Source organism: Clostridium sp. M62/1 (genome assembly GCF_020736365.1).
GTDB lineage: Bacteria > Bacillota > Clostridia > Lachnospirales > Lachnospiraceae > Otoolea > Otoolea saccharolyticum_A.
In genome coordinates, this window is the sequence record NZ_CP085988.1 from 1931774 (window position 1) to 1948564 (window position 16791).

Here is a 16791-nt window from a genome sequence, read left to right on the forward strand (position 1 = left end):
GCGAAGATAACGGTTGCGGTTTCCGTCATTCCCTACCTCAGCGAAAGCTGTATCTGGAATGCCCTCAAAAGTCCATTCGGCCGGCTGTGTCATACCGCGCTTCCACCTGTCCGCGGCTCTCTGTGATGCAACAATCTGGCTTACTTCTCTTTCTCAACGGTTTGTTTTATTGAACCCTATCCTAATACTTTTCGAGCTGTTTGTCAATAGGGAATTTCAAACGGGACGATTTCATCCAAGAGGGTTACGGTTACAATATCCGTCCCATTTTCTGGTTTCAGCTGTGAAAGGTCGTACTGGAGCTGTAAAACTTTTTCTGCTGTTTTATCTGTCCAGATGCTGACAGCTATATCACCCGAGAAATCGGAAAGGTAAGAGGTATCCCCATCAGAAAGCCCGCTCAAGTTTGCCTGGTCTCTGGAGAACACCTCTATCGGGCAGGTTCCGTCGAAACGGAGAGCCTTGCGATTGCATAGCGTAGATTTTCCGGCATATTTCCAGTTGTCAACGACCTTTAAATCGGTTCCCCTGATAGAAAATGAAACGGTTTTCAAATAATCTTTCAAGGAAAAATTTTCCAGTTTTTCTTTTTTCCATGTATTATTTTCTCCATTTCTGTAGAAAAACCAGCCTGTCCTGTCTTTTGCATAGTATTGGGGGCGAAAGGTTATGTCTGTTTCAGGATCAAAAAGACAAGTTTCTATTGCATCCGAAGGCGTAGAAATATATGTATTTTTAATCGTATTTTTTTCTACTTCACCATTCAGATGTACGTGACAGTATGTTTTCAAAAAAGAAAAAGAATCCTGTGCGCTTAAGTCAGAACAAATCTTCTCGCTGGAAAAGGAAACAGGAGCGGGGTGACGATACAGCGCAGACAGGCTGCAAAAAAATAAAAAAATAACTGCCAAAATAAGGAGAGTCATTTTATTTTTATGTGACAGCATAAAGACTCCTCGCGAAAACTGATGTGAACAGTTTCTTTGCTGCCGGTCAATCTGGCCGGCGGTGTTTCTGTATCAGCTGTTGCCTCTCTGCTCTACCGGCAGCAGAGCCGTTTCAGATCCCCATAGAAGCCAGGATAGGAGATGGATACGCAGTCCGCATCGAGAATCTCTGTCTGGCCGGAAGCGGCGAGAGCCGTGACGGCGAAGGTCATGGCGATGCGGTGATCCTTTCGGCTGTCGATGACAGCCCCGTGGAGAGGTGAGCCTCCATGGATAATCATTCCGTCTGCCGTCTCCTCCACCCTTGCCCCCATGGCCGAGAGACCTTCCGTCATGACGGCAATTCGGTTGGATTCCTTCACCTTCAGCTCAGCGGCATCGCGGATGACTGTTTTTCCGTCAGCCAGACAGGCCATGGCGGCGATGACGGGAAGCTCGTCGATGAGGGTTGGGATGACCGCCCCGCCAATCTCCGTTCCGTGGAGGGAAGAGTGGCGCACCAGCAGATCTGCCACAGGCTCGCCGCTTCCGGCAGACGGGTTGAGAATCTCAATATCAGCCCCCATGCTGCGGCAGACGGTGAGAATTCCGTCACGGGTGGGATTGATTCCCACATTCCGGATCAGAAGCTCCGAGCCGGGAACCATCAAAGCTGCGGCGATGAAAAAGGCCGCGGAGGAAATGTCCCCGGGAACGGAAATTTTCTGGCCCAACAGCTCTCTGGCAGGCCTCAGAACGGCAGTGGTTCCCTCTGTCCTTACGTCTGCGCCGAAGTGGGCAAGCATCAGCTCGCTGTGGTTTCTGGACAGATAAGGCTCCGTCACCCGCGTCTCCCCCTCTGCGTAGAGGCCGGCCAGCAGGACGGCGGATTTGACCTGGGCGGAGGCCACCGGGGACTGGTAGGAAATTCCATGGAGGCGCTGACCCTCGATGAAAAGGGGGGCGCAGCCGTTGTTATTTACACTTTTGATGGAAGCACCCATCTGGCTGAGGGGAGTGATAATGCGCTTCATGGGGCGCTTTCTGATCGATTCGTCTCCGGTCAGGGTGACGCAGAAAGGCTGGGCAGAGAGAAGGCCGGAGAGAAGACGGGTCGTTGTCCCGCTGTTGCCGCAGTCCAGCACCCCGTCCGGCTCTTTAAGCCCGTGCATTCCGTTTCCGAAAACCAGCACCCGCTCCCCTCTGTTTTCGATGGAAACTCCCATGCGCTCAAAGCAAGAGATGGTGGAAAGGCAGTCTGCCCCCTGGAGAAATCCGTCAATCTCGGTAAGACCCTTGGCAATGGCGCCGAACATGACGCTGCGGTGGGAGATGGATTTGTCGCCGGGAACGGTGACTTCGCCCCGTAGACCGTGATTCTGAGTGGAAAATATCATGTGTAACCTCCTGATAATATAAGTGAAAAGCCAGATTAAAAGTTAAACAGGGTGTAGTTATATTTTTTCAGCCTGTCCCATGCAGCCTGCCTGGCCGCCTCATCGTAAAAGGTAATGGAGAGGGCCCCCTCGCCTCCCTCCCGGTTGTGGTTGATTCCGATGTTTTTGATGCTGATCCCCTTTCCGGCCAGAATGGCGGAGATGATGGAGATGGCTCCCGGTTCATCACAGACGTCCACAGAGAAGGAGTAATCCGGAGAAATAGGGCCGGATGTTCTCTTCTCGAAGGAGTCCCGGTATGTTCTTGCTGTCTCAAACAGATTTCTCACAGCAGGGCTGTCGTGCCCCTTAAGCTGGACAAGGATCTGCTGGAGAGATCCGATATACTCTTCAAGCATGGATGCGATGTTGCTGCTGTTGGTCATGCAGATCTGCTCCCACATGACAGGGGAAGCAGAGGCGATTCTGGTAATATCCTTGAAGCCGCCTGCGGCCAGCTGCTTCATCATGCCGCTCTCCTTATCGTCCTCCCGGACCAGGTTTACCAGGCTGGAAGCAATGAGGTGGGGCAGATGGCTGACGGCGGCCACGATCCTGTCGTGTTCCCTGAAATCCAGGACAATGGGAATGGCTCCGATCAGAGAGGCAAGCTCTGTCATAAGGGCGGTGGAGGAGGCAGGGGTCTGCTCAGTAGGAGTAAGGATGTAATAGGCATTTTCCAGCAGATGATCCGTCGAATTCTCATAGCCGGTTTTCTCAGATCCGGCCATGGGATGTCCGCCGATAAAGGATTCTTCCATGGAGAGAGCTCTGGCCGCCTCGTGGATCTGCGTCTTGGTGCTCCCCACATCCGTCACAATGGCGCCGGGCTTCAGGTAAGGCTGCAGCTGCCTCAGATATTCTTCGTTATACTCTACCGGTGTGCACAGAAAGATAATGTCGCATTGCCGCAGAGGTTCTCCGATTCCGTCCAAAACGATATCCACAGCGCCGTCCCGGCTGGCAGTAAGCAGCGTTTCCCGTGTGCGCATATAGGCCATGATGACCGTAGAGGGCGCACGTTTTTTGAGCGCTCTGGCAATGGAGCCTCCAATCAGCCCGAGACCGATAAAGCCTGCTGTTATATTCTGCATGTCTTGTGTCCTCCTGTAAAACTTTTAAATGGTGTGTTGTGCAGCCTGTTTCAGGCTCCATTTTCTATTCTGTCCAGAAATATGGTAAAACAAGTTTACCACACCAGGCAGACATGTCAATATTTTGTCAGGGGGAAAGGAGCTAAAAATCAGGAAGGTAACGCCGAAACAGGCGGAAACATGGGTCTGAGTTTTGTAAAAAAGCGCGGAATTTGTCAGTATTAAGCTGGGTGTCAATCAATTAAATCGTTTTGATTGGTGAAATAACAAATAATTTTGGGATAATGAACAGAAAAAAACTTTGATGAACGGGACTTTCACAAAATATCAAAAGAAATATTGTATAAAATGCACATTTAACTTGAAATTTTCTCTATTTTCTTGTAAAATATACTCATGGACTAAAATTTATCTACGGGAGGGATTTTAATATGAACGTGTACGGGACAAAACAGATTCGCAATGTGGTTCTTCTTGGACATGGCGGGGCAGGAAAGACGACGGCAGCTGAGGCCATGGCGCTTGTGACAGGCGTGACAAAGAGAATGGGAAAGGTTCCGGACGGAACAACCATCAGCGATTATGATAAAGAAGAGATAAAGCGTCAGTTTTCGATCTCCACAAGCCTGATTCCGATCGAGTACAGCGGAGAAAACGGTCCGATTAAGATCAACCTTCTTGACACTCCCGGATATTTCGACTTTGTGGGAGAAGTAGAGGAGGCCATGAGCGTGGCCGACGCCGCGATTATTGTGGTAAACTGCAAGGCAGGCATTGAGGTCGGCACGGAGAAGGCGTGGGAGCTGTGCGAGGAGTACAGGCTTCCGAGACTGATCTTTGTGACAAATATGGATGATGATCAGGCCAGCTTCCGAGAGCTTATCCTGAAGCTGGAAAAACGGTTCGGAAGAAAGATTGCACCGTTCCAGGTTCCGATCCGTGAGAATGAGAAATTTGTGGGCTTCGTAAACGTAGTGAAGATGGGCGGCCGCCGCTTCACCAACCTGAGCGATTATGAGGAGTGCGAGATTCCGGAGTATACGAAGAAAAACCTGGGAATCGTAAGAGACGCCCTGATCGAGGCAGTTGCGGAAACCAGCGAGGAGTATATGGAACGCTACTTCTCCGGTGAGGAGTTTACCCAGGATGAGATTTCCACCGCCCTCAGGGAGCATGTCATCGAGGGTAACATTGTCCCGGTACTGATGGGCTCAGGCGTAAATGCTCAGGGCTTTTCCCATCTGCTGCAGGCTATAGACAAATACTTCCCGTCACCGGATAAATTTGAGTGCGTCGGCGTGGATGTCTCCAACGGCGAGCGCTTTACAGCAAAGTATAACGACGATGTTTCCCTGTCAGCCAAGGTGTTCAAGACAGTGGTGGATCCGTTCATCGGAAAGTATTCTCTGATGAAAATCTGTACAGGAACCTTAAAACCCGATTCCGTAATCTACAATGTCAATAAGGACGCGGAGGAGAAAGTTCAGAAGGTGTATGTGCTGAGAGGAAAGGATGCCATCGAGGTTCCCGAGCTGAAGGCCGGAGATATCGGGGCTGTGGCAAAGCTCACTGTAACCCAGACGGGAGATACCATGGCAGTCCGCACCGCCCCCATTGTATACCACAAACCGAAGATTTCCACACCGTATACCTACATGGCATATGCTGCCAAGACGAAAGGAGACGAGGACAAGATTTCCAGTGCCCTCTCCAAGTTAATGGAAGAGGATCTGACCCTTCGCACGGTTAATGATGTGGAGAACCGCCAGTCCCTCCTCTATGGAATCGGCGATCAGCAGCTGGAGGTGGTTGTGAGCAAGCTGTTAAACCGCTATAAGGTTGACGTGGTGCTCAGCAAACCGAAATTTGCCTTCCGCGAAACTCTGAGAAAGAAGGTGGAGGTTCAGGGCAAATATAAGAAGCAGTCAGGCGGTCACGGCCAGTACGGTGATGTAAAGATGGAATTTGAGCCGTCCGGCGATCTGGAAAAACCATATGTATTTGAGGAGAGAGTGTTCGGCGGCGCTGTTCCGAAGAATTACTTCCCGGCTGTCGAGAAGGGAATTCAGGAATGCGTTCTCAAGGGACCTCTGGCCGGATATCCGGTTGTGGGCTTAAAGGCAACTCTGGTAGACGGCTCTTACCATCCCGTAGACTCTTCTGAGCTTGCCTTCAAGATGGCGGCTACTATGGCCTTTAAGAAGGGCTTTATGGATGCAAATCCAGTGCTTCTTGAGCCGATTGCCTCCCTTAAGGTGACAGTGCCGGATAAGTTTACCGGCGATGTAATGGGAGATCTGAACCGCAGAAGGGGACGCGTGCTGGGCATGAATTCGGATCACCACGGCAAACAGATTATCGAGGCAGATGTTCCGATGTCTGAGCTTTACGGATACAACACAGACCTGCGCTCCATGACAGGCGGCATCGGAGTTTACTCTTATGAGTTCAGCCGCTATGAGCAGGCTCCGGGAGATGTACAGAAGAGAGAGGTTGAGGCGAGAGCAGCAGAAGCTGAAAAAGATTGATCTTTTCTATAAAGTTATGGTAAAATTGAATACAATGAAATAGCTGTCAGGGACTGTGTTTTATATTTGGAAAGACAGTCCCTCTTTGCGGCTGTTCGGACAGTGGAGATTTTTGGTGCCATTTACAGGAATCAGTGCAGAAGAAGGGAAGAAAAACGTGAGGACAGAACTATTTATCAAGGCAGAGCAGACGCAGGCATTATCACAGAAAATGATCCTGTCAAATGAAATCCTTCAGATGGGAGTGCAGGAGTTATGCGAAAAGCTGGGGGAAATTTTTCTGGAAAATCCCGTCGTGGATCTGAGCCAGCCGTCTCCGGAGGATGAGCGGATGGCAAAGTATCAGTGGCTGGAATCATTGAACGACAGGAACCGCGATACGTATATGCACGAGTCCAGAGATGACGAGGAGGGAAATGATGACTGGAAGTTCCGGCAGGAGGACGGGGAATCCCTGCAGGACTACCTCTGGTCGCAGATCAGTCTGAAGGAGCTGTCTGGGAAAGATGAGGAGATCATCACCTATCTGATGGAGAGTCTGGACGACAGGGGATACCTGGATGAACCGCTGGACTCAGTGGCAGAGCGGTTTCATGAGCCGAAGGAGCGGGTGGAGGAGATTCTCTCACAGCTTCAGACACTGGAACCGGCAGGGGTTTTCGCAAAAGATCTGAGCGAGTGTCTTCTCTTGCAGCTGAAAAGAAACCGGATGGACTCTCCGGCAGCTGAGGAGATTGTGAGAGAGCACCTGGAGCTTCTGGCTGCAAACAAGATTCCGGTGATTGCAAAGAAGGTGCATCTTTCCGTGGAGGAGACAGCGGAGATCTGCCAGGCAATCAGGAATCTGAATCCGAGGCCCGGAAGCCACTTTGCGTCCCGGGAACAGCTTTCCTATCTGATTCCCGATGTGACAGTAGTGAAATTTGCCGATCGCTTCGAGATCCTGCTCAATGAGAGCACCTACCCGACTATAGAGATCAACGACTACTACAGGAAAATGGCAGTTCAGTCAGATTCCTCTCAGGTTCATGATTACCTGAGGGAAAAGCTCAGGCAGGCGGAGTGGATACGCACCTGTATGGAGCAGAGGGGCCGGACGATTATGAATGTGACGAAAACCATCCTGATGCTTCAGAGTGAGTTTTTTGAGAAAGGTCCCTCCCATCTGAAGCCGCTGAAACAGAGTGAGGTGGCTGAGATGATCGGAATCCACGAGTCTACGGTCAGCCGTGCTGTGCGCCAGAAGTATCTCCAGTGCTCCTGGGGCATCTATCCGATGAATTACTTCTTTTCCAGAGGAATTTCGGAGGAGAAGGGAAGAGGAGGAAGAGCCGTATCTGTCCAGGAGGTGAAAAATGCCCTGACTGAGATCATCCGGGAGGAAAATAAAAAGAAGCCTTTCAGCGACAGAATTCTGGCGGAAAAGCTGGAGGAGAGAGGGTTTACCATATCCAGGCGGACGGTAGCCAAGTACAGAGAGGAGCTTGGGATACCGGACGCCGGGGGAAGAAAGGTGTTTCTGTAGAAAACCCTGTCTCTATGAAAAAGAGGAACCTTTTGCGGCTTCTAAACCAAAGGTTCCTCTTCTTTTTGTCAGGCTTTGGAAACAAGACTGGTAAGGGGTGAAACGGGGGGAGTCTGGCGGATGGCTGACCAGGAAAATCAGATGGAGAGTACAGAGATGAAAAATCAGGATACATGCCGGCGGATTCCGGTGCAGGAGGTTATTGAGAAGCTGGATCGGATGCTGGAACAGGACGAGCCGGAACGGGCGATGGAGCATTTGAAATACTGGATGTCAGAGGCTGAGAAGGCAGGAGACTGGGGCGGACAGCTTACAGTAGCCAATGAGCTGATGGGACTTACAAGGAGTACCGGGGAGGAGAGGACAGGGCTTGAGGCGGCAGAGAGGGGAATCGAGCTGATTAAGACCCATAAAATGGAAGATACTGTGACTGCGGGGACGACCTGGATCAATGCGGCTACAACCTTTAAGGCTTTTGGAAAGTGTGCTGCCTCTCTGCCCCTCTACGAGGCGGCAAAGCGGGTGTATCAGAGGCATCTGAGGGAGGATGACTACCGGTTTGCAGGCCTCTGCAACAATATGGCTCTTGCTTATACACAGCTGAAAGAATTTGACCGGGCAGAGAGACTGTTTATGAGGGCCGGAGAGCTGGCCGGTCTGTTACAGCACTCGGAGATGGAGATTGCGGTCACCTGGGTGAATCTGGCGTGTCTGTACCGGGACTGGGAGGCAGCTGAGAGTGAAACGGGAAGCTGCAGCCAGGAGGAGATGGAGCTGTGGGAGAAGAAGAAAAGCCAGTGTCTGGAACGGGCGTGGGAGCAGTTTGAGAAAAGAAGCGTGAAATGGGACGGCTATTATGCATTTAATTGCAGGAAGTGCGCTGGGACGTTCGGGGAATTCGGGTATTTCAGAATCCAGAGGGAGCTTGAAAAGCGGGCAGAGCAGATTTACAGGGCAAACCGCAGGGCAGGACAGACAGAGGACAAGGACTGGTAAAGAGGAAGAATCAAGTGGCCGGCCGGACGCAGGAGACTATGCAGCCGGACGCAGGAGAACGGAGAGGCAGGCGAAAAAACGGACTGAAAGAACCGGTAAAGGGACTAAGGACAGAGGAGAGAGGGCTTAAGGATGGAGAAAATGCGGGGACTGGAGCTGTCCAGGCGGTTTTACGAAGAATTCGGACGGGAGATGGTTAGAAAGGAATTCCCGGAATATGAAGAGAGAATAGCGGCCGGTCTGGTCGGGCAGGGATCGGAATGCTTCGGATATGACGATGAGGTGTCAAGGGATCACGACTTTGGACCTGGATTTTGTCTGTGGCTAACAGAGGAGGACGCTGAGAGGACGGGATTTAGGCTGATGAGGGCCTACAGACGTCTGCCGGAGGAATTTCTGGGAGTGAGAAGAATCCAAACGAGTCTGTTCGGGGACGGCCGGACAGGCGTTATGACCATTGGCCAGTTCTATGAGACATTTACAGGAGCGCCGGGAGCGCCTGGAGAGCTTTCCCACTGGATGACTGTGCCGGAGTATTCCCTGGCCTGCGCGGTAAACGGGGAGGTATTCAGCGATCCGTTAGGAGCGTTTACGGAGGTGAGAAATCAGCTTTTAAAGGGGTATCCGGAGGATGTCAGGCTGAAAAAGATTGCGGCGAGGGCTGCTCTGATGGCTCAGTCGGGGCAGTATAATTACAGCCGCTGCCTGAAGCACAGGGAGCCGGCGGCAGCGAGGCTGGCCCTCGATGAATTTGTCAGGCAGGCGGTTTCCATGGTGTTTCTTCTGAACAACAGCTACATGCCCTATTATAAATGGGCTTTCAGAAAGCTTCGGGAGCTGCCGATTCTTCCTGAGCTTGGGGAGGAGCTTTCGGCCCTGCTTTTGTCACAGACCGGGGAGGGGACAGAAGAAAAAAAGGTGCGAAATGGCATAGAGGCGGTGTGCGGGCAGATAATCGGCGAACTGAAACGCCAGGGGCTGACGGACGGAGACTGGGACTATCTGGAGCCCCACGCCCTCTGTGTGATGGAGCGGATACGGGACGGACAGCTCAGAAATATGCATGTGATGGAGGGATAGACGGGGCGACCTGTTTCGAGTGACCTTTAATGGGGAACTAGACAGTGAAGAGAAAGTTGAAAATAGACAGGGGAGGTGAATGGATAAACGGAAGGAAATTTAAAATGGGGGCGTGGAAAAACAGGGATACATAGGAATGCAGGAAAGAAGGGAAGAGAAATGAAGTACAGTCCCATTTAGAGGCAGAAAGGCAGGAGCCGATCAGAGCGGCTCAGGCAGAAAAAAGAGACGTAAAACTGGATTTGATCCTGCCGATGTGCAGAGAATGGGAGAAAAAATGAATAATAATTCAAAGAGAGGGATCGGCTTGTTTCTTGCAGCGGCGTTTCTGGATTCTCTCTGTTTTTATGCGCCTGTAGCCAGCTTGTACCGGCTGGCCTTCGGAATGACGCTGTTTCAGATCACCGTGACAGAGAGCTGCTTTTTTGCTGTCAGTATGCTTCTGGAACTTCCCTGGGGGTTTTTGACAGAGAGGATTGGCTGCAAGACAACCCTTGTGATTGCGGGAGCCTTCCATCTGGCTGCCCAGCTTCTGTTTCTTGCAGCAGACAGCTTTTGGCTGTTTTTGCTTCAGAGGTGTGTTCTTGCAGCGGCAGCCAGTGGGTGTTCCGGTTGTGATGCAGCTTATCTTAGTAGTCTTTCCGGACACGGTGCAGAACACAGAGTTCTTGGATACTATCAGGCAGTTTCCTTTGCAGCAGTGAGTATTGCGGGGCTCTTTTTTCCCCTTGCAGTTCGTGTCGGCTACAGAGGGCTGGCCGCTCTTACGGCTGTTTCTGTGGGGACAGCGTTTTTTCTGCGGTGTCTGCTTCCGGATATTCAGGGTAGCGCTAAGAACTGCCGGACAGCGGGACAGCAGATTCGGGAAGTAGGAGAAATGCTTCTGGAAAACAAAGCCTTTCTGGTGTTTGTTGTGAGTGGAGCAGTGCTTTCTGAGACGGAGCATACCTTTACTGTATTTTTCAGTTCGCCGGCCTGGCAGGCTGCTGCTGTGCCAGAGATGTGGTATGGAGCACTCAATGTAATGATGAATCTGGCAGGGCTCGGAGGGAGCCTGGCCAGTGTCTGGCTTTCCGGAAGGCAGGGAGAAAAAAGAGGAAGGGCAGTTGCTGTTTTCTGGGCTCTTGCTGTTTTCTCGTCTGCCGGATTGTGGGCTGCAGGGGAGAGCTTCTGGTGTGTACTGCTGTTCCCGGTTTTTCGGTTTGCAGCCCAGGGGTATCTGCCCTGCGAGCAGTCGCTGAAACTGTGCCATACAGGAAAAGCAGGAAAGGCAGCTTCCCTGTCAGCTTACAATCTGATTATATCCGCTGCAGGCATACTCCTGGGACCAGTGATAGGTGCCTGTACCAGACAGGGACTGTCAGGAGGCTTTTTTGCGGGAGGTCTGCTGCTTTTGACCGGCGCAGCGCTGGCAGCGGCGGTCTGGAGAAAAATATAGATGCAGGCTTTTGTGCTGCATCCCGGCTAGAGCCTTGACAGGACGGGGCAAGTGTGCTACATTTAGAAACAGCAAAAATACCGTGAAGAGGAGTAGTAGGCTTCTGGAATCATCAGAGAGCTGCCGGAGGGTGCGAGGCAGTTGGCAAAGGGAGCTGAACTCGCCTTGGAGTAGCCTGTTGAAGGGGAGTTTGTCTGTTCCCTGTGTAGGCAGAGCCGGGAGCCGCCCGTTACGCGGTGAGGAGAAAATGCCGTTTCAGTTTGCCCCTTGACCGGATGGATCAGGACAGCAGACAGGCAGATTCCCCCGTAAGAGCATGCAGACAGCATGAAATAGAGTGGTACCGCGCGAGAGGATCAAGCCTTGCGTCTCTATGCAGAACCAGCAGAGAGAGGCAGGGCTTTTTGTATTTCACAGGAAATGGATGTTTGTATTTCCATGAAAGAAAAAGATGGCAGGAATGGCTGCCGAGGCTCTGACCGGTCAGGTTCTGCACATAAAACAAAAGGAGGAAAATTCAGATGGCACAGTACAACCATACCGCCATTGAGAAAAAATGGCGGGAAAACTGGGCAAAGAACCCGATTAATGTAAATGACGGGAAGAAAGAGAAATATTACTGCCTGGATATGTTCCCATATCCGTCAGGCAGCGGACTGCACGTAGGACACTGGAGAGGATATGTAATCTCTGATGTGTGGAGCCGTTACCAGCTTCTGCGGGGCAAGTATGTGATTCATCCCATGGGATGGGACGCATTCGGCCTTCCGGCAGAGAACTATGCCATTAAGATGGGCGTTCACCCGGCAAAATCCACGGCAGAGAATGTAAAGAATATTAAACGCCAGATCAATGAGATTGCCGCAATCTATGACTGGGATATGGAGGTCAACACCACGGATCCGAGCTTTTACAAGTGGACTCAGTGGATTTTTGTGCAGATGTTTAAGAAGGGCCTCGCCTATGAGAAGGAGTTCCCCATCAACTGGTGTCCTTCCTGTAAGACAGGCCTTGCCAATGAGGAGGTTGTAAACGGTTGCTGCGAGCGCTGCGGAACTCCTGTCACCAAGAAGAACCTGCGCCAGTGGATGTTAAAGATCACAGATTATGCAGAGAGACTGTTAAATGATCTGGACAAGTTAGACTGGCCGGAGAAGGTTAAAAAGATGCAGAGCGAGTGGATTGGAAAATCCTACGGCGCTGAGGTGGACTTCCCGGTTGAGGGCAGAGAGGAAAAGATCACCGTCTATACCACAAGACCTGATACGCTCCACGGAGCCACCTTCATGGTGCTGGCACCGGAGCATGCGCTGGCAAAGAGCCTGGCTACAGATGAAACCAGGGAGGCTGTCGAGAAGTACATTTTCGATTCTTCCATGAAGTCCAATGTGGACCGTCTCCAGGATAAGGAAAAGACAGGCGTGTTCACCGGTTCCTACGCCATCAACCCGTTAAACGGGGCAAAGGTTCCGATCTGGCTGTCTGACTATGTACTGGCAGACTACGGAACGGGAGCCATTATGTGCGTGCCGGCCCACGATGACAGAGACTTTGAGTTTGCAAGGAAATTCAATATTCCGGTTATCCAGGTTATCGCAAAGGACGGAAAAGAGATTGAGAACATGACCGAGGCCTACACCGAGGCAAGCGGAACCATGATCAACTCCGGCGAGTGGAACGGAATGGAGTCCTCCGTATTAAAGAAGGAAGCTCCTCTGATGATTGAAAAAATGGGTATCGGAAGAAAGACCGTCAACTACAAGCTGCGCGACTGGGTATTCTCCCGCCAGAGATACTGGGGAGAGCCGATCCCGATTATCCACTGCCCGAACTGCGGAAACGTGCCGGTTCCGGAGGATCAGCTTCCGCTGACGCTGCCGGAGGTGGACAGCTACCAGCCGACAGGAACGGGAGAGTCACCTCTTGCAGCCATTGACGAGTGGGTAAACACCACCTGTCCGTGCTGCGGCGCGCCGGCCAAGAGAGAGACAAACACCATGCCTCAGTGGGCAGGCTCCTCCTGGTACTTCCTGCGCTATGTGGACAGCAAAAATGACAAGGAGCTGGTTTCCAGAGAGAAGGCCGACAAATATCTTCCGGTAGATATGTACATCGGAGGCGTGGAGCACGCTGTGCTTCACCTGCTGTATTCCCGTTTCTACACCAAGTTCCTGTACGATATCGGCGTGATCGACTTTGACGAGCCGTTCAAGAAGCTGTTCAACCAGGGAATGATCACAGGAAAGAACGGAATTAAGATGAGCAAGTCCAAGGGCAACGTGGTTTCCCCGGACGATCTGGTGCGCGACTACGGCTGTGACTCCCTGCGCCTCTACGAGCTGTTCGTAGGACCGCCGGAGTTAGATGCAGAGTGGGACGATCGCGGAATTGAGGGTGTTTCCCGCTTCTTAAACCGTTTCTACAACCTGGTTATGAGCAGCAAGGACAAGGACATCAAGGAGACAAAGGAAATGGTGAAGCTGCGCCATAAGCTGGTTTACGATATTGAGCAGCGCTTTGAGCAGTTCAGCTTAAATACAGTTATTTCCGGCTTCATGGAGTACAATAACAAGCTGATCGAGCTTTCCAAGAAAGAGGGAGGAATTGACAAAGAGACCTTAAAGACCTTCGTAGTTCTCCTTGCACCGTTTGCTCCTCACCTGGGCGAGGAGCTGTGGAGAGAGCTCGGCGGAACAGACAGCGTATTCCACAGCACATGGCCGGAGTGCGATGAGGAGGCCATGAAGGATGACGAGATCCAGATCGCCGTTCAGATTAACGGAAAGACAAGAGGTCTTGTGACACTTCCGGCTGACGCCGACAAGGAGTCCGCTCTCGCAGCAGGAAAAGAGGCAGTGAAGGATAAACTGACAGGCACAATCGTAAAAGAGATCTATGTGCCGGGCAAGATTATCAACATAGTAGTAAAGTAATTGAGAAAAATTTTTACAACAGAATACTTGCTTATGGGATTGCTGGTGTTCCATAAAAGAGAGCTTTGAAATATTGAAAAGTTTGCTTAAAACCAAGGTTTACAGACTTTTTTCAAAGGTAAGATATCCTGGAATACTGCAAAAGAAAATGGAGTAACTATTTCGAGGTAAAATGAGAAATGGCGTAGATAATGGAGACATTGTCTGCGCCATTTTTTAGAATATAACAAATGTATTTGATTATGCTTATTTTGAAAAGAGCATTGAACATAAAGGGGCCTGCTGGCAGAAAAAGCAAGTCTGCCTTTGCAATGGATTTATCAGATATGTGTAATTTCGCTTGCAGGATAATTAAAAAATGTATTCCTATCAGAATCTCAGTTCTGAAACAAGCAATGTTCATTGGTTTTCAGGGTGCTGAAATATTTTTTCAAATGTTAATATCACCTGCCTGCATCACCCGGCTGCCATATAACAGCTGTAAGTTTATAATGCTTCTGCAAATTGTTGCCATATGAAAGTTATTAATGTAAACTATACTTAATGAAGCTGTTTCCCGCAACAGTTTAAGAAATCATTTAATAAATTGAACTATGATGCAATAAAAACAATGAAAGAAATGATCAAATAGAAACATAGATTCATTCCTGCAGAACCAATGTTTTATACGCTTCTGCTCTGGAAGTCCGGAGGATGAGGGAGGGACGGGAACAATGAAGGAAAAGCTGGCAAAGCTTCCAGTCAATGAACACAAGATTTTTGATGTGGAATTATGGCTGGAACAAATGGCTCTTAAAGGTTTTTTTCTTACGGAGACGGTGGGAAGCTGGTGGTATTTTGAAAAGAGGGAGCCTGCTAGGGTCCTATACCGTCTGGCGCCTATAGATGGAAAGAAGGGAGAATGCGATGAAGCACGGCAGAAGGAGTACCTGAAAAACGGTTGGCGGTATGTAACGACTCACCGGACGCTGTATAACATTTTACGGGCAGATGATCCTGATACTGCAGAGTTTTACACGAATTCTAAGCTGCAGGAGATGGCTCTGAAATGGCAGGAAAAGCGGTTGATGACGGCGGCGGTGGCAACAGTGCTGTGCATTGGGGTCTTTTTGTTTAATATAAGAGATTTTCTTGCTGGTATTGTGAAAAGTCCATTTCTGACTTTGGCAGAGCCGGAGATGATCGCTCTTATAGGGCTCATGCCTTTGGCAGTTTTTCTGATCGTGAGGGTCGTGGAGAACTGGCGCTATACAAAAAATATGAGGAGGTTACTGGAAAAAGGGGTGTGCCTGGGTCCTGACGAGGAGCAGGTGAGAACGAAAAAATTCCCTCGGTGGTCTAAATATATATTCACATTGCTTGTGCTTCTGGCTGCTGTGTGCCTGTTTAGTTCCTGCGGACAGGGAGGCCCCGTGGCCCAGGAATTAGGCTATGGAGATACGTTTGTGGCTTTGGAGCTTCTGGAAGAAGCTGGGATACCTGAAGAGGCAAAGTACTGTGATGGGGATGTTATTTACTACCACAATCCCTTCATGCGAGAGCAGTACGAGGTAAGGCAGACTGCAGAAATTGAACCGAAAGAGGGAAAAGCCTATACAGCGAAGCTGAGGGTGCATTTTTATAATTCCAGAATGGAAGATTTTGCAGAAGGGATGGAGAGAGAGCTTGAGGAGCAGGCGAAGAGGCAGATGGAACAGGGATTTTCCAGACTTCAGGTGGAGGGATTTAATACATTTTTATGGGGAGCACAGGAAGAAATGCAGCTTCTGATTGCCAGAGAAGGTACGAAGGTGCTGTTTATGGAATATCAGGGAAGGCTCAGCCTCCCCGAAAAGGCGGAGGCCTTACTGCATCTCATGAATAAAGAAAAGCCATGAGGGGAAACGAATTGAGAAAAAAAGGGATAAAAGGGCTGATGCAGGCTATCAGGATGCGGAGAGATACTTCTGCACCGGGGAGTTCACAAACCCACCCTGCTGTGTTATCATAGAACCAGACGGCGCAGGAGACGGTGCCTTTGGCACCGCCTTCTCCCTGCCCGGGATATGAGGAGGAGAGATGTAATGACGGAAGAAACTTGCGGCTGCTGCGGGAGCCTGATTAAAGAGGGGCCTGTTTTTAATCAGCGGTTCGCCGACTATGGCTGGTGTGCCTATGATACTATCAGCGAAGAGCTGGTTCACAGGGCAAACCAGACCTTCGAGGAAGAGGGAATGGAGGCTGCCCAGCGCGTCCTGATAGAGTACTATAAGACAGAAGCTCCTAAGCAGGTGGAGCATATTTTGAATGCCTCTCCCTCCTTTGCCATGCGCGAGGGCATGATCAGGCAGTGCTTTGAGGATCATGCGGAAGGGAGATACTATGCCAGTGTTCCCCTGTCTTTAATCATTATTGATGGGGCGGTCAATGACTACACAAGAAAAAAAGGGTTCTTCACAGCGGCTACCACGGTGGATCCCTGGGACTGTCTGGTGGGCTGCACCGAGGGGCTTTCCAAACTAAAGTTCCAGTTTAACCAGAACCGTCTGAAGACGAATACGGAGCCGATCTATATTCCCTACAGAAACGGAATTCTTCACGGGCGGGACATCAACTATGGAAATGAGTATGTTTCCTGCAAGTGCATTGCCCTGATGTTTGCCATCGCAGACTGGATGGTCAGGAGAAGCGCCAGGGAAGAGCTGGAGAGAGAAGAGCTGCAGAAGGAAGAGCTGAGAGAAGCGGGCCCGGGGCAGGGAAACAGGGCTGAAAAAGGAAAAGACGGCAGAACCTGTCCCCTGTGACGGCGAAGGAGAAAACAGCCTCTGACAGGGAAAGGCCTGGGACGGCAGGCGG

11 protein-coding genes and 2 other annotated features (1 of these 13 running past the window's edge) are annotated in these 16791 nt (G+C 50.6%); of the genes, 8 read left to right on the forward strand and 3 right to left on the reverse strand.

The window, feature by feature from the left end; genetic code table 11:
• Positions 1–166: a binding site (T-box leader), on the reverse strand; it reaches 80 nt to the left of the window's first position.
• Positions 167–203: 37 nt separating this feature from the next.
• The 3 genes from LK436_RS09095 to LK436_RS09105 form a co-directional block, all read right to left on the reverse strand.
• Positions 204–947, reverse strand: coding sequence for a hypothetical protein (locus LK436_RS09095; protein WP_008398799.1), 744 nt, complete (start codon positions 945–947; stop codon positions 204–206).
• A 92-nt stretch (positions 948–1039) separates the two neighbouring features.
• Positions 1040–2323, reverse strand: a complete 1284-nt coding sequence (gene aroA / locus LK436_RS09100; protein WP_008398801.1) for a 3-phosphoshikimate 1-carboxyvinyltransferase — start codon at positions 2321–2323, stop codon at positions 1040–1042.
• Positions 2324–2358: 35 nt separating this feature from the next.
• On the reverse strand, positions 2359–3456 hold the full coding sequence (locus LK436_RS09105; protein WP_008398803.1) for a prephenate dehydrogenase: 1098 nt from the start codon (positions 3454–3456) through the stop codon (positions 2359–2361).
• 431 nt (positions 3457–3887) lie between these two features.
• Between LK436_RS09105 and LK436_RS09110 the strand changes: the two genes are divergently transcribed.
• The 8 genes from LK436_RS09110 to LK436_RS09145 all read left to right on the forward strand — a co-directional run bounded on the left by LK436_RS09110 (position 3888) and on the right by LK436_RS09145 (position 16739).
• Positions 3888–5984, forward strand: a complete 2097-nt coding sequence (locus LK436_RS09110; protein ID WP_008398807.1) for an elongation factor G — start codon at positions 3888–3890, stop codon at positions 5982–5984.
• 115 nt (positions 5985–6099) lie between these two features.
• Positions 6100–7509: an RNA polymerase factor sigma-54 gene (gene rpoN, locus LK436_RS09115; protein ID WP_227910197.1), complete on the forward strand. Its 1410-nt coding sequence runs from the start codon at positions 6100–6102 to the stop codon at positions 7507–7509.
• Between the two features lie 120 nt (positions 7510–7629).
• Complete coding sequence (locus LK436_RS09120) at positions 7630–8505, forward strand: hypothetical protein (protein ID WP_008398809.1); 876 nt, start codon at positions 7630–7632, stop codon at positions 8503–8505.
• A gap of 132 nt (positions 8506–8637) precedes the next feature.
• Complete coding sequence (locus LK436_RS09125) at positions 8638–9585, forward strand: DUF4037 domain-containing protein (protein ID WP_008398810.1); 948 nt, start codon at positions 8638–8640, stop codon at positions 9583–9585.
• Positions 9586–9862: 277 nt separating this feature from the next.
• Complete coding sequence (locus tag LK436_RS09130) at positions 9863–11023, forward strand: MFS transporter (RefSeq protein WP_227910198.1); 1161 nt, start codon at positions 9863–9865, stop codon at positions 11021–11023.
• A gap of 73 nt (positions 11024–11096) precedes the next feature.
• Positions 11097–11399, forward strand: a binding site (T-box leader).
• A gap of 145 nt (positions 11400–11544) precedes the next feature.
• Positions 11545–13956 carry a leucine--tRNA ligase gene (leuS, locus tag LK436_RS09135; protein ID WP_008398812.1) on the forward strand — a complete coding sequence of 804 codons (2412 nt, stop codon included), beginning with the start codon at positions 11545–11547 and terminating at the stop codon, positions 13954–13956.
• Positions 13957–14669: 713 nt separating this feature from the next.
• A complete protein-coding gene (locus LK436_RS09140; protein ID WP_008398814.1) occupies positions 14670–15833 on the forward strand; it encodes a DUF2812 domain-containing protein in 1164 nt (387 codons plus the stop codon).
• Between the two features lie 186 nt (positions 15834–16019).
• On the forward strand, positions 16020–16739 hold the full coding sequence (locus LK436_RS09145) for a hypothetical protein (protein ID WP_015543990.1): 720 nt from the start codon (positions 16020–16022) through the stop codon (positions 16737–16739).
• Positions 16740–16791 lie beyond the last annotated feature (52 nt).

What these genes read in the sequence shown, in the direction of transcription:
- LK436_RS09105 (WP_008398803.1), bottom strand. Translation starts at nt 3,456, where the DNA reads ATGCAGAATATAACAGCAGGCTTTATCGGTCTCGGGCTGATTGGAGGC.
- LK436_RS09125 (WP_008398810.1), top strand. Translation starts at nt 8,638, where the DNA reads ATGGAGAAAATGCGGGGACTGGAGCTGTCCAGGCGGTTTTACGAAGAA.
- LK436_RS09140 (WP_008398814.1), top strand. Translation starts at nt 14,670, where the DNA reads ATGAAGGAAAAGCTGGCAAAGCTTCCAGTCAATGAACACAAGATTTTT.
- LK436_RS09130 (WP_227910198.1), top strand. Translation starts at nt 9,863, where the DNA reads ATGAATAATAATTCAAAGAGAGGGATCGGCTTGTTTCTTGCAGCGGCG.
- leuS (WP_008398812.1), top strand. Translation starts at nt 11,545, where the DNA reads ATGGCACAGTACAACCATACCGCCATTGAGAAAAAATGGCGGGAAAAC.
- LK436_RS09120 (WP_008398809.1), top strand. Translation starts at nt 7,630, where the DNA reads ATGGCTGACCAGGAAAATCAGATGGAGAGTACAGAGATGAAAAATCAG.
- LK436_RS09145 (WP_015543990.1), top strand. Translation starts at nt 16,020, where the DNA reads ATGACGGAAGAAACTTGCGGCTGCTGCGGGAGCCTGATTAAAGAGGGG.
- aroA (WP_008398801.1), bottom strand. Translation starts at nt 2,323, where the DNA reads ATGATATTTTCCACTCAGAATCACGGTCTACGGGGCGAAGTCACCGTT.
- LK436_RS09095 (WP_008398799.1), bottom strand. Translation starts at nt 947, where the DNA reads ATGCTGTCACATAAAAATAAAATGACTCTCCTTATTTTGGCAGTTATT.
- LK436_RS09110 (WP_008398807.1), top strand. Translation starts at nt 3,888, where the DNA reads ATGAACGTGTACGGGACAAAACAGATTCGCAATGTGGTTCTTCTTGGA.